We start from the raw sequence: 23,249 nt of genomic DNA on the forward strand, positions 1-23,249 counted from the left end.
ACCGCAGGTCAGTCAGTCAGCCGCTTCAATGCGTCCTTGACACGAAAGCTCTTGCCGCCGGCGGTTTGCCAGAGAAGTTGACCCTGCCAGGCCGAGAACAGGATAGACGCGCTCTCGCGCCCGCGGGCACCGCCGCCCAAACGGATTGCGAGCGCCCTCTCGACCTGCGCCCGCCATGCTTCGGCCCTTGCCCGCAGATCGGGGTCGCGGAAATCGGCGGCCAGCAGCGACAGATCGGCCGATTCCGGGGCATCCGCCCCCAGGGCCTTGAGGAAGGCCTGCGCGCCCTTTGCGGTGAGCGGGGCATCCGCCTCTGCGGCCTCAGTCTCGGCAACCAGCCGGTCCCATGCGTCACTCAGGGCCGCCTTCAGCATCCCCTCGCGCGACCCAAATCTCTGCACCAAAGTCGGGCCTGCGAGACCCGTCGCCTTTGAGATCGATCCGAAAGACACAGCCTTGTCGCCGCCTTCGGCCAAGAGCCTGCGGACCTCGGAATGGACATGCGCGTCAGAGATGATCTTGCGTCGGGCCATGGGTCATTCGTAACCGGATGACGCTGCAATGGAAGCGGAAAATGCCTTCTCGACCGGGGCGTCACGCCGCTCCGCGGCTTTTGAACGGTGCCATGCCTGCGCGGGCCAGTTCATCGGCACGCTCATTCTCGGCGTGGCCCGCATGTCCCTTGATCCAGCGCCAGGTGACCCGGTGGCGCGCTTGCGCGGTATCCAGCCTTTGCCAGAGGTCGACATTCTTGACCGGCTTGCGATCGGCGGTCTTCCAGCCGTTCTTCTTCCAGCCAAAGATCCAGCTGGTTACCCCGTTCTTCACATAGGCGCTGTCGGTCACGACGATGATCTCGGACGGGCGGCTCAGCGCCTCAAGCGCCGAGATTGCGGCAAGCAGTTCCATCCGGTTGTTGGTCGTGTCAGCCTCGCCGCCGTTCAGGGTGCGCTCGCGGACGACTGTATCTCCCTCGCGCGCCAGCAACAGCACGCCCCACCCGCCGGGGCCAGGATTGCCCGAACAGGCACCGTCGGTATAGGCGTAAAGCTCCGGCATCTTCCTCTTGGTCCAAATACCCTCTGGGGAGTCTCCGGCAGGAGACGGGGGCGAAGCCCCCTCTTACCCGCTGCGATCGGCCAATGCCAGCCGTTCAGGCCGCCCGCTCCATAGCCAGCCGCAGCCCCAATGCGGCAAATGAAGCGGCAAAAGCCCGGCGCATCCACACCATCACCCTGGCCGAGCCGAGAATTGCCTGACGGCCCGAGGCCGCAATCCCTGCATAGATCACGAAGGTGAGGAACGTCATGGCCGAGAACCCAAGGCCAAGTTCGACCATCTGCCCAATCGTTGCCCCATGTGCGGGCAGGAATTGTGGAAGAAACGCAACAAAGAACAGCGGCAGCTTGGGGTTCAGGATGTTGAGCAGGATCCCCCGCCAAACAATGCGCCCGACAGGCGCCGGGGCTGCAGGGGAGATGTCCATCTGACCCGTGCCCTTCAGCACTGCCCAGGCCATCCACAAAAGATAGGCGACGCCTGCGTATTTCACCGTCTGGAACAGCAGCGCGCTGGCAAGCAGCAGCGCGGCCAGCCCGGCGAGCGCTACAACCATGTGCAAGACCGTCGCGATGGTACACCCGACCGAGGCCCAAAGCCCGGCGCGAAACCCGCCGCCCAGCGTCATCGACAGCGTATAGACCACGCCGATTCCCGGCGTGATGCAGACGATAAAGGCAGTCAGCAGGAATTCGGGGGACATGGGCCAACCTCTGGATGTTTGCGCCAGACTATGGCCCCGGCGCGAACTGGCAAGCCCTTCATGCCCCGCGTCCCGCTATTCCGCCGCGCGCAGGATGCGGGGTACCTTGAACTCGACATTCTCCTGCGCGGTCTCCACCAGCTCGACCGTGGTGTCGAAACGGGCGCGGAAGGCGTCGAGCACCTCGTTTACAAGCACTTCGGGCGCGCTGGCCCCTGCGGTGATGCCAATGGCGCGAATGCCATCCAGCGCGCGCCAGTCGATGTCCGTCGCCCGCTGCACCAGTTGCGAGTAGCTGCATCCGGCGGCACGGCCCACCTCGACCAGGCGGCGCGAATTTGAGGAGTTGGGCGCCCCGATTACCAGAAGCGCATCAATCTTGCCCGCGATGGCTTTGACCGCCGCCTGACGGTTGGTCGTGGCATAGCAGATATCTTCCTTGTGGGGGCCGATGATCGCCGGGAACCTGGCCTTCAGCGCGGCGACAATCTCGACCGTATCATCGACCGACAGCGTCGTCTGGGTGATGAAGGCCAGCTTTTCGGGGTCGCGCGGGGATACATGCGCCACGTCGGCCACGGTTTCCACCAGCAGCACCTCGCCCTGCGGCAGTTGCCCCATGGTGCCAATGGTCTCAGGATGGCCGGCATGGCCGATCATGATCATCTGCAACCCGTTTTCGTGGTGCCGCTCGGCCTCGATATGCACCTTGCTCACCAGCGGACAGGTTGCATCGACGAAGATCATCTGCCGCGCCTCTGCCGCAGCCGGAACCGACTTGGGCACGCCATGGGCCGAAAAGATCACCGGACGGTCATCGGGCACTTCGTCCAGTTCCTCGACGAAGACCGCACCCTGCGCCTTGAGCGTGTCGACCACAAACTTGTTGTGCACGATCTCGTGGCGCACATAGACCGGCGCGCCCCATTTCGTCAGCGCCATTTCTACGATCTTGATCGCCCGGTCCACACCAGCGCAAAAGCCGCGCGGTGCTGCAAGATAGAGATGCAAAGGGGAGAGCTGGGTCATGGTCGGTGCCTCGTTCGCGTCGCGTCAGAGGTAGGCGTTCGGGCCGGTCAGGTCCAGCCCAAAGACAGAACTCCGGCGGTTGCGGCGGCCAGTGCGGCATAGCGCACGGTCTTGGCAACCCCCACAATCGCCACGAATTGCCAGAGGGGGACCCGCATCATCCCGGCTGCGAGGCAGATCACGTCGCCCAGTGGCGCCCAACTGACGAGAAGCGACCAGCGGCCCCACCGGGCATAGACCGCCTCGGCGCGGGCAAGCTTTTCGGCTGATGGGGCAAAGCGCCCTTCAAGCAGGCGAATGCTGCGACCCAGGCCCCAGGTCACCACCGAGCCCGCAGTATTGGCAAGCCCTGCAACGATCACCATCGTTGGCACCGGCAGTGCCCCCGCGCCCTGCAGTGCGACGAATACCGCCTCGGACTGCATCGGCAGGGGAGTTGCAGCCAGAAAGGCTGCCGCAATCAGGCTGGTCAGAGCAACGATCATGCCGCCATGTTCAACAGAGCGGCGGCAGGAATGCAAACAGGCGCCGCGAAGGGCGCCTGCGTGACTTCGCCGGGCTCGTGGCGGCTTCCCCAAACCTCCACGATCCGCTAGGCCTTACTTGGCCTGAACTTCGATTTCCTCGCGCTCAGGGCGCGGCTCGCGCGGCGGGCGTCCGATCACTTCGCGCAGTTCGTCGAGTTCGATGAAATTGTCGGCCTGGCGGCGCAGTTCATCGGCAATCATCGGCGGTTGGCTGCGGATGGTCGAGACCACTGAGACCCGCACACCTTGGCGTTGCAGGCTTTCGACCAGCGGCTTGAAATCGCCATCGCCCGAGAAGAGCACGATATGATCGACACGGGGCGCGAGTTCCATCGCGTTCACGGTCAGCTCAATATCCATATTGCCCTTGACCTTCCGGCGGCCCTGGCTGTCGGTGTATTCCTTGGCCGGCTTCGTGACCATGCTGAAGCCGTTGTAGTGCAACCAATCCACGAGCGGGCGGATTGGCGAATAGTCGTCGTTTTCCAGCAGGGCAGTATAGTAGAAAGCCCGCAGCAGCTTGCCGCGCCGCATGAACTCTTGCCTGAGTAGTTTGTAGTCGATGTCAAACCCGAGCGCTTTTGCTGCTGCATAAAGGTTTGAACCATCTATGAACAGCGCAAGCCGTTCGTCCTTGTAAAACATAAGTTTTCCCCTCAAATCGTTTCCGGAACAAAATGCGGCAGTCGTGGTGGCAACCTGCCGATACCGTCCCGGAACGCGGATGGATACCAACCGGCAAGCAAATGGCGCAACCTATACTTAAGAGAGTATCACCACGAATGGCGGCTGCAAATCACCCTCTTGTCGCTTTTGGCGCGAACTTGCCGCAAAACGAACATCCCCCGAAAGAAACTGTGCGCGCGGCATTGGATGCGCTTGCCGAGGCCGGTTTCGCGCCGATCGTAACGAGTAGTATATATGTAACCCCTTGCTTTCCCGCAGGGGCTGGTCCCGATTATGTGAATGCCGTGGCCCAAATTAATGGCGCGGGTCAACGGCCAGAGGCAATCCTTGACGTGCTTCACAAGATCGAGGCGCGATTTGGCCGGACCCGTGAATACCGCTGGGCGGGGCGGACGCTGGACCTTGACCTGATCGCGATGGGGGATCTGGTGCTGCCCGATGCGCAGACACATCGCAGGTGGCGTGAGCTTGCGCCCGAAGATCAGGCCAGGCAAGCGCCCGACCAGCTGATCCTGCCGCATCCGCGCCTGCAGGACCGGGCCTTCGTGCTGGTGCCGCTGTGCGATGTGGCGCCGGACTGGCGGCACCCGGTTCTGGGGCTGACGGCGCGCGCCCTTCTTGCCGCCCTGCCTGCTGCAGACGTCGCGGCTGTAAAGCCTTTGTGAGGCTTCGGAACCTGCGAGTGGATTCACCGGATTCCGCCCTTGTCAAGGGTCGTTGTTGGGCTTAAAGAGGCCGTTCCATGCCCCATCCGCAACGGAGTATCCCATGGCCCGCGTGACGGTAGAAGATTGCGTTGACAAGGTCCCCAACCGGTTCGAACTGGTGATGCTGGCCGCGCACCGCGCCCGCGAGATCGCCGCCGGATCGCCGCTGACGATCGATCGGGACAACGACAAGAACCCGGTGGTCGCCCTGCGCGAAATCGCCGAGGAAAGCCAGCAGGCTGACGATCTGCGTGAGCGCATGATCGAGAGCCATCAGACCCAGATCGAGGTCGATGAGCCTGAGGAAGACCAGATGGCGCTTCTGATGGGCAATGGCGACGCCGTTGATAGCCCCGCATCTGACGACATGTCGGAAGAAAAGATGCTGCGCGCGCTGATGGAAGCGAACGGCGAACGCTGAGTTTGTGAAGGGCAGACAGGGATGATCGACGTCGAAGACCTCGTCGCCCTTGTCCGCAATTACAACCCGCGGACCAATGCTGATCTGATCCGTCGGGCCTATTCCTATGGCAAGCGCATGCACGAGGGGCAGTTCCGCAAGTCGGGCGAGCCCTATTTTACGCATCCCGTCGCCGTCGCCGCCATTCTGACCGAGCAGCGGCTGGACGACGCGACCATCGTGACCGCGCTTCTGCACGACACGATCGAGGACACCAAGGCCAGTTACACCGATGTCGCCCGTGAATTCGGCGAAGAGGTGGCAGAGCTGGTCGATGGCGTCACCAAGCTGACCAACCTGCAGCTCACCTCGACCGAATCAAAGCAGGCCGAGAACTTCCGCAAGCTGTTTGTCGCAATGTCGCGGGACCTGCGCGTGATCCTTGTGAAGCTGGCTGACCGGCTGCACAACATGCGCACGATCAAGAGCATGCGCCCCGAGAAGCAGGCCCAGAAGGCGCGCGAGACGATGGAGATCTACGCGCCCCTTGCTGGTCGCATGGGGATGCAGTGGATGCGGGAAGAGCTGGAGGATCTGTCCTTCCGCGTCCTGAACCCTGATGCGCGCAACTCGATCATCCGCCGCTTCATCACGCTTCAGCGCGAGGCGGGCGATGTTGTGCACAAGATCACCGCCGACATCCGGCACGAGCTGGAAAAGGCGCAGATCGAGGCTGACGTCTATGGCCGGGCGAAAAAGCCCTACAGCGTATGGCGCAAGATGCAGGAAAAGGACCTGGCGTTCAGCCGCCTGTCCGACATCTACGGCTTCCGCGTCATTACCACGAATGTGACCGACTGTTACCGGGTGCTTGGCGTGATCCACCAGCGCTGGCGCGCGGTGCCGGGGCGGTTCAAGGATTACATCAGCCAGCCCAAGTCGAACGGCTATCGGTCCATCCACACCACTGTATCGGGTCGCGACGGCAAACGGGTCGAGGTGCAGGTCCGCACCCGCCAGATGCACGAGGTGAACGAATCCGGCGTGGCCGCCCACTGGTCCTATCGCGAGGGCGTGCGGGTTGAAAACCCCTTCGCCATCGATCCGACCCGCTGGGTCACCAGCCTGAACGAGCGTTTGGGCGACGAAGACACCGACGACTTCATGGAGAACGTGAAGCTCGAAATGTACACCGACCAGGTGTTCTGCTTCACGCCCAAGGGCGACGTGATCCAGTTGCCACGCGGGGCGACGCCGCTCGATTTCGCCTATGCGATCCACACACGTATCGGCAATGGTTGCGTCTCGGCGAAGGTTGATGGCATTCGCGTGCCGCTGTGGACCCGGCTGAAGAACGGACAGTCGGTTGAGATCATCACGGCCGAGGGGCAGCGCCCGCAGGCAAGCTGGGTCGATATCGTGGTGACGGGCCGGGCCAAGGCCGCCATCCGGCGATCCTTGCGCGAAGAGGACAGGGGGCGTTTCGTCAAGCTGGGGCAAGAGCTTGCCCGCGCGGCCTTTGATCATGCCGGCAAGAAAGCGACCGACAAGGCGCTTCGCACCGCCGCCAAGATGCTTGGCCTGCCAGACGAGACCGAGCTCTTGGCCCAATTGGGGTCGGCCGAGCTGACCGCGCGGCGTGTGCTTGAGACGCTTTACCCCGAATTCCGCACCGCCCAGCCCGAGGTGGTCGACGCGCTGCGCCCGGTTCTGGGCCTTGCCGCCGACCAGAGCTTCCGCCGCGCCCCCTGCTGCCAGCCCATTCCGGGTGAGCGCATCGTCGGGATCACCCATCGCGGGCAAGGTGTGGTCGCGCATGCGATCGACTGCCCGGCACTGGCGGAATATGAAGAACAGCCGGAACGCTGGATCGACCTGCATTGGCAGGCAGGTCGTCACGCCGCAGTGAACACCGTCACCATTGAACTGACGATTGCGAATGATGCGGGCGTACTTGGTCGTATCTGCACCTTGATTGGTGAGCAGAAGGCCAATATCTCGGACCTGCAATTCGTGGACCGTAAACCAGACTTTTACAAACTGGTGGTCGATGTCGATCTGCGGGATCTGGAGCATCTGCACATGGTGATGACCGCTCTGGAGGCAGAGACCGACGTCGCCCAGATAGCACGGCACCGCGACCTGAGCCGGAAACCCTGATCGCCCGGGGGCAGCAACGTGGTATTCAAACGGCGCGACAAGCGCTCATACGTCAAGATCGCAAGGGACTTCGTCTATCCCAAGGGCGGTTTTCGCCGTGCCGTCCAGTATGTGCTGCACCGCATGCGCCGACTGCCCGATCAGCCGCACCGGATTGCGCGTGGTGTATTTGCTGGCACCTTTGTGAACTTTCCGCCGCTCTACGGGGTGCAGATGCTGTCGGCGGCGGGCCTTGCCTGGCTCTTGCGTGGCAACATCCTGGCGGCGCTGCTGGCGACCTTTCTGTCCAACCCGCTGACCACGCCCTTCATCGCCATGGGCTCGATCAAGCTGGGCCACTGGATGCTGGGCATGGACGTCAAGCTGACCTTCGAGTTTGTCGTTGCCGCCTTTGCCGAGGCCGGTGTCCAGCTCTGGTACAACTTTTGCGCCATGTTTACCGGCGATGTAGCGCATTGGGACAAGCTTATCGATTTCTTCTGGTTCCTTTTCTGGCCCTATACCATCGGCTCGATCATTCCGGGCATCCTGTTCAGTTTCCTGACCTATTATCTGACCATTCCGGCCGTGCATGCCTATCAGAAGCTGCGCGCGTCAAAATCGAAAGAGCGGGCTGAAAAACGCTCCGCGTTGCGGGCGCGGCTGAATGCCGTGCGGCTCGGCTCAAAGAGCGCCACGTCGGGGGATGACGACAGCCCGGGCGCACCGTAAGGTCGGCAGGCAAGGCAGAAGGAAGGTTGCAATGGCGGGTGAACGGCTTCGGCTTGGTGTGAACATCGACCACGTCGCGACAGTGCGCAATGCGCGGGGGTCAGCATGGCCCGATCCGCTGCGCGCGGCGCTTCTGGCCGAGGCGGCCGGCGCCGACGGGATCACGGCCCATCTGCGCGAAGACCGTCGTCACATTCGTGATTCCGACATGGACGCGCTGATGGCGGGGATCGGGATTCCGCTGAACTTTGAATGTGCCGCAACCGATGAGATGAAGGCGATCATCCTGCGCCTGAAGCCACATGCCGTATGTCTTGTGCCCGAGCGGCGGGAAGAGCGGACCACCGAGGGCGGCCTTGATGTCGCGGGCGATGAGGCGCGGCTGCGCGACTACATCACGCCGCTGCGCGAGGCCGGATGCCGCGTCAGCATGTTCATCGGCCATGCGCCCCGCCAGATCGAGGCCTCCGCCCGGATCGGCGCTGCGGTGGTGGAGTTGCACACCGGGCACTATTCAGACCTTCACGCCGAAGGGCGACTGGCCGAGGCGGATGCCGAACTTGCGGCGCTGCGCGAGGGCGCGCGGCTTGCTGCATCCCTTGGGCTTGAGGTGCATGCCGGCCACGGGCTGACCTATGACAATGTGGCCCCGGTTGCCGCGATCCCCGAGGTGCGAGAGCTGAACATCGGGCACTTCCTGATCGGCGAGGCGATCTATCTGGGTCTGGGCCCGGCAATCGAGGAAATGCGCCGCCGCATGGACGAGGCGCGCGGGTGATCCTCGGCATCGGCACCGATCTGGCGAATATCGACCGGATTGCCGCGGTGCTGGAGCGTCATGGCGACCGGTTCCGCTCCCGCGTTTTCACCGATACCGAACAGGCCAAGGCCGAGGGGCGGCCGCTTGCGGTGGCCGCGACCTATGCCAAGCGGTGGGCGGCAAAAGAGGCCTGCTCCAAGGCGCTTGGTACCGGACTGCGCATGGGCATTGCCTGGCGCGACATGGCGGTCACCAACCTGCACACCGGCCAGCCGGTCATGCATTTGACCGGATGGGCCGCCGAGCGTCTGGCGCAGATGCTGCCGCCCGGGCATGAGGCGCTGGTGCACGTGACGCTGACCGATGATCACCCTTGGGCGCAGGCCTTCGTTGTCATCGAAGCGCGCCCATTGGCACGATGACGGAGTTTTGACCCATGCCCCCCTTTTGGCGGTGTGAAACTTGACTCCACCCTTCCCCGCGCGCATGAAGCGCGCCGGAAGACGACCCCGCGCAACGCGCGCAATCATGATGCCCCGTTCATAGCGCGGGAAAGACAGAGAGGCCGCAGATGGCGAGCAAGGAAAAAACGGGTGACAGTCTCTGGGACTGGATCAAGACGCTGTTCTGGGCGTTGCTGATCGCCGGCGTGTTTCGCACCCTGTTCTTTCAGCCCTTCTGGATCCCGTCCGAGTCCATGAAAGACACGTTGCTGATTGGCGACTTCGTCTTTGTGAACAAGATGGCCTATGGCTATTCGCGCTATTCCTGCCCCTTTGCGATGTGCCCGATCGAGGGCCGTATCATGGGGTCTGAACCCGAGCGCGGCGACGTGGTGGTGTTCCGCCATCCGGTGAATGGGTCCGATATGATCAAGCGTCTGATCGGCCTGCCGGGCGACACGATCCAGATGAAGGACGGTGTCCTGTGGATCAACGGTCAGGAAGTGCCGCAGCAACCCGATGGCATCTTCGAAGAGATCTACGAGCCGCAGGGGCCGATGGCGAACCTGCCGCGCTGCGAAAACGCGCCGGTCGGGCAGGGCGGCGTCTGCACCCGCTCGCGCTTTATCGAGACGCTGCCCAACGGGCGCAGCCATTCGGTGCTGAACATCGACAGCAACGGCTATGGCGACAACACGGATGTCTTTACCGTGCCGCCGGGGCAGTACTTCTTCATGGGCGATAACCGCGACAACTCCACCGACAGCCGCTACAGCCAGACGGTCGGAGGCGTGGGCTTCCTGCCGGCAGAGTTCCTGATCGGTCGGGCAGACCGCATCGTGTTCTCGTCGGCCGGTAGCCGGATGTGGTTCTTCTGGACCTGGCGCGCGGATCGGTTCTTCAAGGCGATCGAGTGAAGCTTGCGGCCGATCTCCTGGCCTTTCAAGGCCGCCTCGGGTACCGGTTCCAGCAGCCCGAACTGCTGGTGCAGGCCGTAACGCACGCCTCGCTCTCATCGGTGACGCGACCCGACAACCAGCGGCTGGAGTTTCTGGGCGACCGCGTTCTTGGTCTTGCGATGGCCGAGGCGCTGCTTGCCGCCGACATGTCTGCCGCAGAAGGCCAGCTTGCGCCGCGCTTCAATGCGCTTGTCCGCAAGGAGGCTTGCGCCGATGTGGCGCGAGCGATCGGCCTTGGCGAGGTGTTGAAGCTGGGCCGGTCCGAGATGATGTCGGGTGGGCGGCGGAAAGAGGCGCTTCTGGGTGACGCGATGGAGGCGGTCATCGCTGCGGTCTATCTCGATGCCGGATTTGAGGCCGCGCGCGATCTGGTGCTGCGCCTCTGGGGGCCGCGGATCGGCGCGGTCGAGGCGGATGCCCGCGATCCCAAGACCGCCTTGCAGGAATGGGCGCAGGCCCGTGGGCAGACCCCCCCGGTCTATTCCGCGCTTGGCCGCGAAGGGCCGGATCATCAGCCCGTATTTACAGTAGAAGTGCGCCTCGCTTCAGGTGAAACTGAGACGGCAAAGGCCGGAACGAAACGTGTGGCGGAACAAGCCGCCGCAAAGGCGCTGCTGGCGCGGATGGAGGGCCGGAATGGCTGAACAACGGGCGGGCTTCGTGGCGCTGATCGGCGAGCCGAATGCAGGAAAGTCCACGCTTCTCAATCGCATGGTCGGGGCCAAGGTCTCGATCGTCACCCACAAGGTGCAGACCACGCGGGCGCGCATCCGCGGTGTCTGCATGGAGGGCGATGCCCAGATCGTCTTTGTCGACACGCCCGGCCTGTTTCGCCCGCGTCGCAGGCTGGACCGCGCCATGGTCGCCGCAGCATGGGGCGGGGCGGCGGATGCCGACATCATCGTGCTGCTGATCGAGGCGCATCGTGGCCTGACCGACGGTGTCGCGGCCATCATCGACGCGATGAAGGACCGCATTCCGCAGGGACAGCAAGTGGCGCTGGCGATCAACAAGATCGACCGGATCAAGGCCGAGAACCTGCTCGCGCTTGCCGAAGAGATGAACAAGGCTTTCCCTTTCGTGGAAACCTTCATGATCTCGGCGGAAAAGGGCTATGGGGTCGACAAGCTGCGCGCCTGGCTTGCCAGCCAGTTGCCCGTGGGCCCGTGGTTTTACCCTGAGGACCAGATTGCTGATCTGCCGATGCGCATGATCGCTGCCGAAATCACGCGCGAGAAGCTGACGCTGCGCCTGCACGAAGAGCTGCCCTATCAGCTGACCGTCGAGACCGAGAAATGGGAAGACCGCAAGGATGGCTCGACCCGGATTGACCAGATCGTCTATGTCGCGCGCGACGGGCACAAGGGCATCGTACTGGGCAACAAGGGCGAGACCATCAAGGCGATCGGTCAGGCCGCCCGCGTCGATCTGGCCGAGTTTCTGGATCGTCCCGTGCACCTCTTCCTGCAGGTCAAGGTGCGGCCCAATTGGCTGGAAGAGCCTGACCGCTATTCGGAAATGGGCCTTGATTTCAAGGACGGCGACTGAGCGCCATGCACCCCCGTCTGGCCAGTGATCTGTGGGTCTCTGCCTATCTGGCGCGGCTTCGGCTTGCCGATATTCCGGCCTATGTGACAGCAAAGGGCGATCCGACCTCGGGCGCGGTGGTGGTGAAATGCGCCACGCTTGACGGCGCGGCGCGGGCCTATCAGCGCAGCTATGACCTGATGGCCGATGAACGCACCTGGGTCTTGCTGGCCGAGGGCGAGGAGGCGAAGGTCGATGCCGCCGTCGCCCGTGCCCGGTCCTTTGACCGCGACCTCTGGATCATCGAGCTGGAAGATCGCGCGGGCCGGACGCTCTTGCAGGAAGACGGCCTTCGCGATTGATGCCGGCTTGCCGACGTGCGGCGGGCGTCGGATAGTGCGGGCATGGATTGGCAGGATGAAGGCACGCTGATTTCCTCGCGCCCGCATGGCGAGACATCGGCAATCATCGAGGTGTTCACGGCACAGCATGGACTGCATGCCGGTGTGGTGCGGGGCGGCGCCTCGCGCAAGGTTGCGGCCACCCTTCAGCCGGGTACGCAAGTTGCCGTCGAATGGCGGGCGCGGCTGGACGAGCATCTGGGCGTTTTCACCGTTGAGCCTTTGCGCAGCCGTGCCATGCTGATGGAGGACCGGATCGCCCTCGCCGGGCTGAATGCGATCTGCGCTTTGCTGCGCTTTGCCCTGCCGGAGCGTGAGCCGCATGCGCTGCTGTACGCGCGAACACAAGCATTGCTTGCGGCGATGCAGACTGCAGACTGGCCCGCCGACTACCTGCGATGGGAGATGGCGCTTCTGGAAGAGGTCGGCTTTGCACTCGATCTGACGCGCTGCGCGGCGACAGGCAGCCGTGAGGATCTGGCCTATGTCAGCCCCCGGACCGGCCGCGCGGTCAGCCGGGATGGTGCGGGCGATTGGTCATCCCGGCTATTGCCACTGCCGCCGGGACTGCTGGGGCAAGGGCCCCTTGTCGCAGAGGAGCTCATACAGGGGCTTGCCATCACGGGGCATTTTCTCGGGCGCGAACTGGCAGAGCTGAACCATGGCAAGTCCCTGCCAGAGGCCCGCGCGCGGCTGCTCGATCTGTTGCAGCGGCGCTTTCAATAAAGTTGCCCGCCCCGAAGCTCTCACGGGGCGGGCGGCGCGAACCGCCGGGGCCATCCGGCAAGCCGCTTTTGAACGGTCAGTCCAGCAGGCGGCGTGCGATGACCTGGGCCTGAATCTCGGCCGCACCTTCAAAGATGTTCAGGATGCGCGCATCGCAGAGGATGCGGCTGATCTGATACTCCAGCGCAAAGCCGTTCCCGCCATGGATCTGCAGGGCATTGTCGGCGCTGGCCCATGCGACGCGGGCGCCAAGCAGCTTGGCCATTCCGGCCTCAAGGTCGCAGCGCTTGTCGTGATCTTTTTGCCATGCGCTGAAATAGGTCAGTTGGCGGGCGATCATGATTTCAACGGCCATCATGGCAAGCTTTCCGGCGATGCGCGGAAACTCGATGAGGGCCTTGCCGAATTGCTTGCGATCCTCGGCATAGCGCATGCCGGTTTCCAGCGCCGATTGCGCAACGCCGATCGCGCGGGCGCCGGTCTGGATGCGGGCGGATTCGAATGTCTGCATCAGCTGCTTGAAGCCCTGACCCTCGACCCCACCCAGAAGGTTCTCGCCCTTCACCTTGAAACCATCAAAGCCGAGCTCGTATTCCTTCATCCCGCGATAGCCCAGAACCTCGATCTCGCCGCCGGTCATGCCGGGGGTGGGGAAGGGGGTCTCGTCCGTGCCGGGCGTCTTCTCGGCCAGGAACATCGACAGGCCGCGCCAGTCGGTCGTGTTGGGATCGGTGCGCGCCAGAAGCGTCATCACATGGGTCCGCGCGGCATGGGTGATCCAGGTCTTGTTGCCGGTCACCTCCCAGTCATCGCCCACCTTCACCGCGCGGGTGCGCAGCGACCCAAGGTCGGATCCGGTATTGGGCTCGGTAAAGACCGCCGTCGGAAGGATTTCGCCGCTGGCAAGTTTGGGCAACCATTCGGCCTTCTGCGCCTCGGTGCCACCACAGAGGATCAGCTCGGCGGCGATCTCGGACCGGGTGCCAAGGCTTCCTACACCGATATAGCCCCGCGAAAGTTCTTCGGACACCACGACCATCGAGGCTTTCGACAGCCCAAAGCCGCCGAACTCTTCGGGGATGGTCAGACCGAACACCCCCATCTCGGCAAGGCTTTCGATGATCTCCATCGGGATCAGCTCGTCCTTGAGGTGCCAGTCATGGGCATAGGGGATCACGCGTTCGTCCGCAAAGCGGCGGAACTGGTCGCGGATCATCTCCAGTTCTTCTTCCAGACCGGTTGCGCCAAAGGTGGCGCGGCCATGGTTGTCCCGCATCAGGGCGACAAGTGCGGCGCGGGCGGCTGGTGTATTCCCTTCGGCCATCAGCCGTAGGGCGGCGGCGCCGGGCGCCCAATTCAGGCCGAGATCCGACAGGCGGGCGGTTTCGGTCTGCGACATCGGGATCCCGCCCGAAATCTGCGCCAGATACTCACCAAAGCCGATCTGCAGGATCAGCGCTTCCATCTGGCCAAAGCTGCCCTGTTCGGACAGGCGCGAGGACCAGGCCAGCAACTGCCGCAGGCTTTCGGTATAGGTGGCAAGCCAGCTCAGGCTGTGGGCGGCAAACTGGTGCTCTTCCATCGCTGCGGCCGAGATCTTGCCACCGACGGTGACGCGCGCGCGCAGCGCCTCGCGCGCCTCGACGAACAGGGCCTCCACTTCGGGCAGGGCAGCGGTGGCAAGTGCGGTCAGATCGGAAAGAAGCGGTGTCACGGGCATGGTCTGTCCATCATGCGGCATGGCGATTCCCCAGTATTCTGCGATTGCGAAAGAGGTAGCGACTTTGCAGTCGCAGCGCAAGAAAAATACAAACGAATGGCATTCATTGAATGAATATGTCCATGACGTTTGCGCGACCATGGTCGGATGAGTGAAAAAAAGGCCCCGGAATTCCGGAGCCGCTTCTTCTTTTCACAAATATCCTGGGGGTCTGGGGGCAAAGCCCCCAGCCTTGCATCAGCCGATCGCGGCCGCCTTCACATCGGCGTCGATGAACGGCACATACTGGCCGAAGTTGTCGGCGAACATGCCAACCAACTTCTTGGCCTGTGCGTCATAGGCGGCCTTGTCGGCCCAGGTGTCGCGCGGGTTCAGCAGGATTGTGTCAACGCCCGGCACCGCGACGGGAACCTCGAAACCGAAGTTCGGGTCCTTGCGGAACTCCACCTTGCCCAGCGAACCATCCAGCGCCGCGGTCAGCAGCGCGCGCGTGGCCTTGATCGGCATCCGCTTGCCGGTCCCGTGCGCCCCGCCGGTCCAGCCGGTGTTCACCAGCCAGCAGGTCGCGCCGAACTGGGCGATCTTCTCTTGCAGAAGCTTGCCATAGACCTCGGGCCGGCGCGGCATGAAGGGGGCGCCAAAGCAGGTCGAGAAGGTCGGGATCGGTTCGGTCACGCCACGCTCGGTGCCCGGCGTCTTTGAGGTGAAGCCCGAAAGGAAGTGATACATCGCCTGCGCCGGTGTCAGCCGCGCAATGGGCGGCAGCACGCCATAGGCGTCGCAGGTCAGCATGATCACGTTCTTCGGATGCCCGCCAAGCCCGGTGTCCGAGGCATTCGAGATCGCTTCGAGCGGGTAGGCGCAACGCATGTTCTCGGTCAGGCTGGAGTCGGTGAAGTCAAGTTCCAGCGTTTCGGGATCGAAGACCATGTTCTCGACCACGGTGCCAAAGCGGCTGGTCGTGGCATAGATTTCCGGCTCGGCCTCGGCCGAGAGGTTGATGGTCTTTGCATAGCAGCCGCCTTCGAAGTTGAAGGTGCCCTTTTCGGACCAGCCATGCTCGTCATCCCCGATCAGGGTGCGCGAGGGGTCAGCCGACAGCGTGGTCTTGCCGGTGCCCGACAGGCCGAAGAAGACGGCCGTATCATCCGGATTGCCGATGGCGTGGTTGGCCGAGCAGTGCATCGCCATCACGCCTTTTTCGGGCAGCAGATAGTTCAGCAGCGTAAAGACGGACTTCTTGTTTTCGCCGGCATAGGCGGTGTTGGCGATCAGGATCAGTTTCTTGTCGAAGTTGAGCGCGATCACCGTCTCGGTGCGGCAGCCGTGGCGTGCGGGATCTGCCTTGAACGAGGGGCAGTTGATGATGGTGAACTCGGGCGCAAAGCTGTCAAGCTCGGCACGATCGGGGCGGCGCAGCAGATGGCGGATGAACAGGCCATGCCAGGCCAGTTCGGTCACGACGCGCACGTCCAGCCGGTGCGCGGGATCAGCGCCTGCATAAAGGTCTTGTACGAAATAGTCGCCGCCCTTCATGTGCTCCAGCATATCGGCATGCAGGCGGTCAAAGGCGTCGGGCGCCATGGGGGCATTGTTTTCCCACCAGATGGTGTTTTCCACCGAGGGCGTCCGCACGACAAACTTGTCTTTCGGCGAGCGGCCGGTGAACTGGCCGGTGGTGCAAAGGAACGCCCCACCATTGCCAAGACGCCCCTCGCCGCGACGCACCGCCGCCTCAACGAGCGCCGGTTCGATGTAGTTGTAATAGACGTTGCCCAATCCGCTGATGCCTTGCGTTTCAAGGGTGTGGCGGGGGTTCACGCGTCCATGCGTCATGTGCAAGCTCTCCGGTGCCGCGGCACGCGCGGCGTCTTTCGGTTCACGTCGGCAGCCTGGGCCAAATGACTACCGGTCGCACCCCGGACGACGGGGTCGACAATTGCCCTATAACACGTCGCTTTCAGGATGGAATAGCACGCATCGGGGTGGTTAGCGCAACCATGGACAGGTTAGCGCAACCAATTCCGGCTGGTGGACATCTGGGCCGTTGAGGTGCGGCAAAATGGCCATCTCTGCGCAAATTCACGGCACCCCGACCGCTCCTTGCCGGGCCGATTCGCAGTTTCCTGTTGATTCCCTTGGTGCGAAGGCCGAGAATTGCGGAAAAATTGAATATGAGCAGACAGGATAACAGGACATGGCCAGGATCGCCCTTGTGGACGACGACAGGAATATCCTGACGTCGGTGTCCATTACGCTGGAAGCCGAAGGTTTCGAGGTTGAAACCTATAATGACGGACAATCGGCGCTTGAAGCTTTCAACCGCCGCATGCCCGACATGGCGGTGCTTGATATCAAGATGCCAAGGATGGACGGGATGGATCTGCTGCAGCGCTTGCGGCAGAAGACCTCGATGCCGGTGATCTTCCTGACGTCGAAAGATGACGAGATCGACGAGGTCCTCGGCCTGCGCATGGGCGCTGACGATTACGTCAAGAAGCCCTTCAGCCAGCGTCTTCTGGTCGAGCGCATCCGGGCGCTTCTGCGCCGACAAGAGGCCATCGCCACCAGTGAAGTGGCTGTTACCGAAGAAAACAAGATCATGGAGCGGGGCAACCTGCGCATGGATCCGTTGCGCCACGCCGTAACCTGGAAAGGTAACGACGTGTCGCTAACGGTCACCGAATTCCTGCTTCTGCAGGCGCTTGCGCAGCGTCCGGGCTTTGTGAAGAGCCGCGATCAGCTGATGGATGTGGCCTACGACGATCAGGTCTATGTCGATGACCGCACCATCGACAGTCACATCAAACGTCTGCGCAAGAAGATGCGGACCGCCGATTCCGAGTTTTCCGCCATCGAGACGCTGTACGGCATCGGTTATCGCTACAACGAGGAATGACGGCGCGATATGGGCGTGGCTCAGCGCAGCACGACAGGCAAGGCCGAACCGGTTCGCCGGGGTGAAGTTCTGCTTGGCGAGGACTGGGTCAGCCCCGAGGCGCTGGCCGAACAGGAATTGCGCGCGGGCAAGTCCCGCCGTGGACTGGTGGCGCTGAACCATTCGCCACTCGCACGCAAGATTGTTGTGTTCAACATGCTTGCGATCGTCATCATGGTGGCGGGCGTACTGTTCATGAACCCGTCGCGCAACAGCCTCGTGCAGCAGCGCGAGCGTGGTCTGGTGACAGAGGCCCGGCTTCTGGCAAACTTCCTTGAGGTCGGCATTTCGGGGGCGCGGCTCTCGGATGTGGGCGAACGGCTTCTGGGGCGGGCGGATATCGGCCCCGGCATGGAGGTCCTGATCTTCGACACCGCCGGCCGGACGATCGCGCAGGATCAGGGAGTCGCCCGCGAGATCTCGCGTGAGCGTCAATCAACCCTGCTCACCGATTTTCTGAACCTGATCTGGGATGGCGTTTCCGTAGTGATGGGCGGGGGGAGCGCGCTGGTTGAGGTGCCTGACCGTACCGTCCTTGCCAAGGCGCTGGCGCCAAGGGCAATCACAGGTGACACGCTGATTGATATCGCCCGCGGGCCGACGGGTGGGACCTTGCTGGTTGTGGCAACGCCCATCCGCGATGGCGCGCGCATCGCCGGTGTGGTCACTCTGGCCTCACCCGAAGGCGAGATCGATAACCTTGTCAGCTATGAACGCGAGCAGATCCTGCGAATGTTCGTTATCGCGCTTCTGGTCTCCATCGGGCTTAGCCTTGTTCTGGCCTCGACCATAGCCAACCCGCTCAGCGATCTGGCAATCGCGGCCGAACTGGGCCGGGACCGCGACATGCGCAAGATGGCCCCCGGTCGCGTCCGCATTCCCGACCTGACGGCGCGTCCGGACGAGATTGGCCGTCTGTCCGTGGCGATCCGTGGCATGGTCTCTGCGCTGTATGAACGCATCGACGCCAACGAGCAATTCGCGGCCGATGTCTCGCACGAGATCAAGAACCCGCTCGCATCATTGCGCTCGGCGGTCGCTTCACTGCACCTTGCAAAACGCGACGATCAGCGCGCGCGCCTGCTTGAGGTGATCGACCATGACGTGCGGCGACTGGACCGGCTGGTGAGCGATATCTCCAACGCCTCGCGGCTGGACAGCGAATTGGTGAAGGAAGAGGAAGAAGAGTTCAACCTTCTCAAGACCATCGCGAACCTGTCTGAATATCTCGGCCAGATGGCCGAGGAAAAAGGCGTCGAGTTCATCGCGGATCTGCCCAGTGAGGCGATCGTCACGCGCGGGCTGGAGGGGCGGCTGGCGCAGGTCTTCGTCAACCTGATTACCAACGCCATCTCGTTCTGCGACGAAGGTGACGCCGTCCGGGTCTGGGTGCGCCGTCGCGAAAACCGCGTGCTGGTGGTGGTCGAGGATACGGGCCCCGGTATCCCGGATGAAGCGCTGACCAAGATCTTCAACCGCTTCTATTCCGAACGCCCCTCGGGCGACTTTGGCAACCATTCCGGGCTGGGGCTCGCAATTTCCAAGCAGATCGTCGAGGCGCATGGCGGTGTGATCTGGGCCGAGAATATCCGGCCGAGCAATGCCGATCTGAACACGCCCCCGCTGGGCGCTCGCTTCGTCGTGGGCTTGCCCGTTTGACCGGGTGGCATGGCACCTGCATCCCCCACGGATAATCCATCAGACCGACGGCACGCCAGTTGCGTGGCCGTCGAGGGCAAGGGGCTTCTGATCCTCGGCCCATCGGGCAGCGGAAAGTCTTCGCTGGCGCTTGAAATGATGGCTCTTGGAGCAAAGCTGGTTTCTGACGATCAGGTTGATCTGCGCGGTGAAGGCGGGGCTCTGTATGCCACGGCGCCCGACCGGCTCAGGGGTATGATCGAGGCGCGCGGCATCGGCATCCTGGGCGCCGATCCCATGGATAACGCGCGCATCGTGCTGGCTGTGGACCTTGCTGAAGGTGAACCCGACCGTCTGCCGCCCTTTCGTGAAATCACGATACTGGGATGTCCGATTCCCCTTGTCCTCGGGCGGGGCGCGCATCATCTTTCTTCTGCGTTGTTTCAGTACCTAAAAGGCGGCCGCAGGGCCTGACGGCAAGATGGACGGCATTTCCCTACCTGCCAAGGAGCACGAGCTGGTGTTGGTCACCGGCCCGTCGGGGGCTGGCCGGACCACAGCGATCCGCGCCTTTGAGGATCTGGGTTATGAGGCGATCGACAACCTGCCGTTGAGCCTTGTCTCGCATCTGGTGGATGGACCGCCGTTGGGTCGGCCCATCGCGCTTGGCCTTGATGTGCGCAACCGCGAATTCAACGCCACGGCGGTGATAGAACTGGTCGATCAGCTGACCACCGACCCGCGTGTGCAGCTTTCGCTCCTCTATGTCGATTGCGCGTCGGCCGAACTGATCCGCCGCTATGGCGAAACACGTCGCCGTCATCCGCTTGCGCTGGCCGAAGCTCCGGCCGAGGGGATCGCGCGCGAGATTGATCTTCTGGCGCCAATCCGGGTGCGCGCCGATCATCTGATCGACACATCCGAGATGTCGCCCCACGACCTGAAGGCCGAAATTGCCCACTGGTTCCACCGGGAGGGGACGCCCGGGCTCGCGGTATCGATGCAGAGCTTCAGCTACAAGCGCGGCGTGCCGCGCGGGCTCGACATGATCTTCGACTGCCGATTCCTTCAGAACCCGCATTGGGTGGCCGAACTGAGGCCATTGGACGGGCGCGATGCTGCAGTTGCAAATTACGTTGCGTCAGATGAAAGGCATGCCGAGTTCATCGCGAGGTTGAAGGATTTGTTGCTCTTTCTGCTCCCGGCCCACAAGGCCGAGGGAAAGGCGCATCTTTCGATCGGATTTGGCTGTACCGGCGGGCAACACCGCTCTGTCGCAGTTGCGGAAACCATGGCCAATGCGCTTGCAGAAGCCGGCTGGACGGTGTCAAAACGACACAGGGAACTGGAACGCCGGTCGGCCAATGGCCGGCCTTTGGGATCTGGGTGATCGGGTTTTGATCGGGATCGTCATTGTGGCTCACGGCGGACTGGCGAGAGAGTATCTCTCGGCCGTTGAGCATGTTGTCGGTCATCAGGACTCGATGGTCGCCATCCCGATTGAGGGGGAACCCGACCGCGAGGCGAAGTCAGCCGAGATTCGCGCCGCGGTCGAGGCCGTGGATCAGGGGGATGGGGTTGTCGTCGTGACCGACATGTTTGGCGGATCACCGTCCAACCTGTCGCTGCCGGCCTGTGCCGCACGCAACCGGCGGATCCTGTATGGCGCCAACCTGCCCATGCTGATCAAACTGACGAAATCGCGCGATCTTCCGCTTGCCGATGCGGTGAGCCTCGCCCTCGATGCCGGCAGGAAGTATATCAACAGCCTGGATCTTGGAGCAGAGCCGCCACGAGTGCAGGGAGAGCGGGCATGACCACACGCCAATTGCGGATCGTCAACGAAAAGGGGCTTCACGCCCGTGCATCGGCCAAGTTCGTCGAATGTGTCGAGGGCTACGACGCCCAGGCCGAGGTTACGAAGGATGGCATGACCGTATCTGGCGATTCGATCATGGGCCTTCTGATGCTTGGCGCCTCTCGCGGGACGAGCATAGATGTCAGCACTTCGGGTGCGCAGGCGCGCGAGCTTGCAGATGCGCTGGAACTGCTGGTCGCCAATCGTTTCGGCGAAGAGCATTGAGGCCAAACCCGTGACGACAGACAGCCCGGTCACTGCAACCGCCCCTGCGGAACGCCAGTATGACATGCGACGGCTGTCCTATGCCGGCACCTTCACCAATCCCTTCAAGTCCGGGACCATCCGGACCGTCGAGTGGCTGACTGCCAAGGTCACGCTTCTGCGCCTGATCCGCAAGTTTGAGGCCTCGGGCGCGCCTTTTGGTGTGCCGTTCTGGCCCAAGGCAATCCGGACCATGGGGATAGACATCCAGACCCCGGCCGAAGAGGTGGCGCGCATCCCCGCAACAGGCCCTGTGGTTGTGGTTGCGAACCATCCGCATGGTCTGGTCGATGGCATGATCATGGCCGAACTGGTCGCGCGCGTCCGGGGGGATTTCAAGATCCTGACCCGGTCGTTGTTGACTGGAATCCCCGAGATCGAAGAGTTCATGATCCCCGTGCCCTTCCCGCATGAGGAGAATGCGCGCGAACTCGGCCTGCAGATGCGCAACGAGACGATGGCGCATCTCAAGCGGGGCGGGGTGGTCATCCTGTTTCCTGCGGGCAAGGTCGCGATGTCGGAAGGCTGGTGGGGGCCGGCGGTCGAGGCTGAATGGAACGTCTTTACCCACAAGATGGTGCGACTGTCAGGCGCCACGATCCTGCCGATGCGGTTCACCGGACAGAACAGCCGTGCATTCCTGATCGCGAACAAGCTGTCGGATACTTTGCGCCAGGGACTGCTGCTCTATGAAATCAAGCGCGCCCTCTTCAAGCCGCAGCGCCCCTATATCGGGCATCCGATTCCGGCATCCGAGCTTGAAAAATGGGAAGGCAACCCGCGCGGCTTTCTGGAGTGGTTGCGCGCCCATACACTAAGCTTGGGCGCCTGACCGCTCAGCGCGTGGGCACCGGGGTTTCTCCGCGATAGTCATAGAAGCCGCGCCCCGACTTGCGGCCAAGCCAGCCCGCCTCGACATACTTGGTCAGCAATGGGCAGGGGCGATACTTGGTATCAGCCAGCCCTTCATAGAGGACGTTCATGATCGCAAGGCATGTGTCCAGACCGATAAAGTCCGCCAGTTCCAGGGGACCCATCGGGTGGTTGGCACCAAGCTTCATCGATTCGTCGATACTTTTGACCGAGCCCACGCCTTCATACAGCGTATAAACAGCCTCGTTGATCATCGGGATCAGGATGCGGTTAACGATGAAGGCCGGGAAATCCTCGGCCGAGGCGGCAGTCTTGCCAAGCTTCCTGACCACTTCGTGCATGGCATCCCAGGTGGGCTGGTCAGTGGCGATGCCTCGGATCAGTTCTACCAACTGCATCACCGGCACGGGATTCATGAAATGGAAACCCATGAACTTCTCTGGCCGGTCAGTGCGCGAGGCAAGTCGCGTGATCGAGATCGACGAGGTGTTCGATGTCAGGATCGTGGAGGGCTTCAGATGCGGCAGCAAGGCATCGAAGATCTTCTGCTTGACTTCTTCGCGCTCAGTCGCGGCTTCGATGATCAGGTCCGTCTGGCCCAGATCCGGCAAAGCCAGTGTAGTGCGGATACGGGCCTGTGCGGCAGCCTTCTCTTCGGCGGTGATCTTGCCACGGCTGACCTGGCGGTCCATGTTCTTGTCGATCGTGACCAGCGCCTTTGCCAGGCTGTCCTCGCTGATATCGTTGAGCAGGACATCGAACCCCGCCAGGGCAAAGACATGCGCGATGCCGTTGCCCATCTGCCCGGCGCCGACGACGCCCACCGATTCGATTGCCATGACGCCTACTCCCATTACCGCGGGCAAAGCTTATGCGGCTGCAGCATGTTGATGCAAGGCCGGATCGGCCCGGAAAAATCCTGAAAAACGTCAGGCTTGTGGTGATTGGGCAAGGCATCGTGTTTGCCGGTGCCGGTTGTGAAAAGGCCCGCACCAATGGCGCGGGCCCCATGTGTCATGCTGGTCTGACAGGCCTCACAGTTTCCCTGTGAGTTCCGGGACGGCGGTGAAGAGATCTGCGACGAGGCCGTAGTCTGCGACCTGGAAGATGGGGGCCTCTTCGTCCTTGTTGATGGCGACGATGACCTTGGAGTCCTTCA

Annotated in this window: 27 protein-coding genes and 1 pseudogene; 18 read left to right on the forward strand and 10 right to left on the reverse strand. The window is 62.7% G+C overall.

The features are described from left to right. Window positions 1-8 precede the first annotated feature (8 nt). The 6 genes from FQU74_RS00345 to FQU74_RS00370 form a co-directional block, all read right to left on the reverse strand. Complete coding sequence (locus tag FQU74_RS00345) at window positions 9-533, reverse strand: TetR/AcrR family transcriptional regulator (RefSeq protein ID WP_146284266.1); 525 nt, start codon at window positions 531-533, stop codon at window positions 9-11. 61 nt (window positions 534-594) lie between these two features. Then, window positions 595-1,059: a ribonuclease HI gene (gene rnhA, locus FQU74_RS00350; RefSeq protein ID WP_146284268.1), complete on the reverse strand. Its 465-nt coding sequence runs from the start codon at window positions 1,057-1,059 to the stop codon at window positions 595-597. Between the two features lie 94 nt (window positions 1,060-1,153). After that, on the reverse strand, window positions 1,154-1,762 hold the full coding sequence (locus tag FQU74_RS00355) for a LysE family translocator (protein WP_146284270.1): 609 nt from the start codon (window positions 1,760-1,762) through the stop codon (window positions 1,154-1,156). Between the two features lie 75 nt (window positions 1,763-1,837). After that, window positions 1,838-2,791: a 4-hydroxy-3-methylbut-2-enyl diphosphate reductase gene (gene ispH, locus FQU74_RS00360; RefSeq protein WP_146284272.1), complete on the reverse strand. Its 954-nt coding sequence runs from the start codon at window positions 2,789-2,791 to the stop codon at window positions 1,838-1,840. A gap of 47 nt (window positions 2,792-2,838) precedes the next feature. After that, entirely contained in the window at window positions 2,839-3,276 is a 438-nt protein-coding gene (locus tag FQU74_RS00365; protein WP_146284274.1) for a YqaA family protein, read from the reverse strand. A 114-nt stretch (window positions 3,277-3,390) separates the two neighbouring features. Then, entirely contained in the window at window positions 3,391-3,963 is a 573-nt protein-coding gene (locus FQU74_RS00370; protein WP_146284276.1) for a LabA-like NYN domain-containing protein, read from the reverse strand. Window positions 3,964-4,100: 137 nt separating this feature from the next. On the opposite strand from FQU74_RS00370, the gene folK reads away from it, so the two are divergent. The 11 genes from folK (at window position 4,101) to recO (ending at window position 12,799) form a co-directional block, all read left to right on the forward strand. Further along, window positions 4,101-4,670 carry a 2-amino-4-hydroxy-6-hydroxymethyldihydropteridine diphosphokinase gene (gene folK / locus FQU74_RS00375; protein ID WP_146284278.1) on the forward strand — a complete coding sequence of 190 codons (570 nt, stop codon included), beginning with the start codon at window positions 4,101-4,103 and terminating at the stop codon, window positions 4,668-4,670. 103 nt (window positions 4,671-4,773) lie between these two features. Further along, a complete protein-coding gene (gene rpoZ, locus FQU74_RS00380; protein WP_146284280.1) occupies window positions 4,774-5,133 on the forward strand; it encodes a DNA-directed RNA polymerase subunit omega in 360 nt (119 codons plus the stop codon). A 21-nt stretch (window positions 5,134-5,154) separates the two neighbouring features. Next, the gene (locus FQU74_RS00385) at window positions 5,155-7,272 is read left to right on the forward strand and encodes a RelA/SpoT family protein (protein ID WP_146284282.1); all 2,118 of its coding nucleotides are present in this window, start codon (window positions 5,155-5,157) and stop codon (window positions 7,270-7,272) included. 18 nt (window positions 7,273-7,290) lie between these two features. Further along, window positions 7,291-7,983 (forward strand): DUF2062 domain-containing protein, encoded by a 693-nt coding sequence (locus FQU74_RS00390; protein ID WP_146284284.1) that lies wholly within the window; start codon window positions 7,291-7,293, stop codon window positions 7,981-7,983. Between the two features lie 31 nt (window positions 7,984-8,014). Further along, entirely contained in the window at window positions 8,015-8,761 is a 747-nt protein-coding gene (locus FQU74_RS00395) for a pyridoxine 5'-phosphate synthase (RefSeq protein ID WP_146284286.1), read from the forward strand. Continuing rightward, entirely contained in the window at window positions 8,758-9,165 is a 408-nt protein-coding gene (gene acpS, locus FQU74_RS00400) for a holo-ACP synthase (protein ID WP_146284288.1), read from the forward strand. Before FQU74_RS00395 ends, acpS begins: the two co-directional genes overlap by 4 nt. Before the next feature lie 149 nt (window positions 9,166-9,314). Next, window positions 9,315-10,103: a signal peptidase I gene (gene lepB, locus FQU74_RS00405; RefSeq protein ID WP_146284290.1), complete on the forward strand. Its 789-nt coding sequence runs from the start codon at window positions 9,315-9,317 to the stop codon at window positions 10,101-10,103. Then, on the forward strand, window positions 10,100-10,789 hold the full coding sequence (rnc, locus tag FQU74_RS00410) for a ribonuclease III (protein ID WP_146284292.1): 690 nt from the start codon (window positions 10,100-10,102) through the stop codon (window positions 10,787-10,789). Before lepB ends, rnc begins: the two co-directional genes overlap by 4 nt. Continuing rightward, window positions 10,782-11,693 (forward strand): GTPase Era, encoded by a 912-nt coding sequence (gene era, locus FQU74_RS00415; protein ID WP_146284294.1) that lies wholly within the window; start codon window positions 10,782-10,784, stop codon window positions 11,691-11,693. Before rnc ends, era begins: the two co-directional genes overlap by 8 nt. A gap of 5 nt (window positions 11,694-11,698) precedes the next feature. Beyond that, window positions 11,699-12,034, forward strand: coding sequence for a DUF1491 family protein (locus FQU74_RS00420; RefSeq protein WP_146284296.1), 336 nt, complete (start codon window positions 11,699-11,701; stop codon window positions 12,032-12,034). A gap of 42 nt (window positions 12,035-12,076) precedes the next feature. After that, entirely contained in the window at window positions 12,077-12,799 is a 723-nt protein-coding gene (recO, locus tag FQU74_RS00425; protein ID WP_146284298.1) for a DNA repair protein RecO, read from the forward strand. A gap of 76 nt (window positions 12,800-12,875) precedes the next feature. Here the strand turns inward: recO and FQU74_RS00430 are convergent, their stop codons facing one another. Together FQU74_RS00430 and FQU74_RS00435 are read right to left on the reverse strand one after the other, a co-directional pair. Next, window positions 12,876-14,540, reverse strand: a complete 1,665-nt coding sequence (locus FQU74_RS00430) for an acyl-CoA dehydrogenase family protein (RefSeq protein ID WP_146284300.1) — start codon at window positions 14,538-14,540, stop codon at window positions 12,876-12,878. Window positions 14,541-14,756: 216 nt separating this feature from the next. Beyond that, window positions 14,757-16,355, reverse strand: coding sequence for a phosphoenolpyruvate carboxykinase (locus FQU74_RS00435; RefSeq protein WP_146284302.1), 1,599 nt, complete (start codon window positions 16,353-16,355; stop codon window positions 14,757-14,759). Between the two features lie 361 nt (window positions 16,356-16,716). Between FQU74_RS00435 and FQU74_RS00440 the strand changes: the two genes are divergently transcribed. From FQU74_RS00440 to FQU74_RS00470, 7 genes are read left to right on the forward strand one after another with little or no spacing between them, the layout of a single operon-like run. Continuing rightward, the gene (locus tag FQU74_RS00440) at window positions 16,717-17,418 is read left to right on the forward strand and encodes a response regulator transcription factor (protein WP_146284304.1); all 702 of its coding nucleotides are present in this window, start codon (window positions 16,717-16,719) and stop codon (window positions 17,416-17,418) included. Window positions 17,419-17,427: 9 nt separating this feature from the next. Continuing rightward, the gene (locus tag FQU74_RS00445; RefSeq protein ID WP_146284306.1) at window positions 17,428-19,116 is read left to right on the forward strand and encodes a sensor histidine kinase; all 1,689 of its coding nucleotides are present in this window, start codon (window positions 17,428-17,430) and stop codon (window positions 19,114-19,116) included. Between the two features lie 9 nt (window positions 19,117-19,125). Beyond that, window positions 19,126-19,569, forward strand: a complete 444-nt coding sequence (locus FQU74_RS00450; protein WP_146284308.1) for an HPr kinase/phosphorylase — start codon at window positions 19,126-19,128, stop codon at window positions 19,567-19,569. Between the two features lie 7 nt (window positions 19,570-19,576). After that, window positions 19,577-20,485, forward strand: a complete 909-nt coding sequence (rapZ, locus tag FQU74_RS00455) for an RNase adapter RapZ (protein ID WP_373289058.1) — start codon at window positions 19,577-19,579, stop codon at window positions 20,483-20,485. Between the two features lie 7 nt (window positions 20,486-20,492). Then, window positions 20,493-20,912: a PTS sugar transporter subunit IIA gene (locus tag FQU74_RS00460; RefSeq protein ID WP_146284334.1), complete on the forward strand. Its 420-nt coding sequence runs from the start codon at window positions 20,493-20,495 to the stop codon at window positions 20,910-20,912. After that, window positions 20,909-21,178, forward strand: a complete 270-nt coding sequence (locus tag FQU74_RS00465) for an HPr family phosphocarrier protein (RefSeq protein ID WP_146284310.1) — start codon at window positions 20,909-20,911, stop codon at window positions 21,176-21,178. Before FQU74_RS00460 ends, FQU74_RS00465 begins: the two co-directional genes overlap by 4 nt. Window positions 21,179-21,188: 10 nt before the next feature. Beyond that, a complete protein-coding gene (locus tag FQU74_RS00470; RefSeq protein WP_308423085.1) occupies window positions 21,189-22,049 on the forward strand; it encodes a lysophospholipid acyltransferase family protein in 861 nt (286 codons plus the stop codon). Window positions 22,050-22,053: 4 nt separating this feature from the next. Here FQU74_RS00470 and FQU74_RS00475 read toward each other — a convergent pair whose 3' ends face one another. Next, window positions 22,054-22,929, reverse strand: a complete 876-nt coding sequence (locus FQU74_RS00475; RefSeq protein ID WP_146284314.1) for a 3-hydroxybutyryl-CoA dehydrogenase — start codon at window positions 22,927-22,929, stop codon at window positions 22,054-22,056. A 195-nt stretch (window positions 22,930-23,124) separates the two neighbouring features. Beyond that, window positions 23,125-23,249: pseudogene (locus FQU74_RS00480) on the reverse strand (electron transfer flavoprotein subunit alpha/FixB family protein); the annotation flags it as partial.

The sequence above is a fragment of the Gemmobacter aquaticus genome (assembly GCF_007859075.1).
GTDB classification, from domain to species: Bacteria; Pseudomonadota; Alphaproteobacteria; order Rhodobacterales; family Rhodobacteraceae; genus Gemmobacter; species Gemmobacter aquaticus.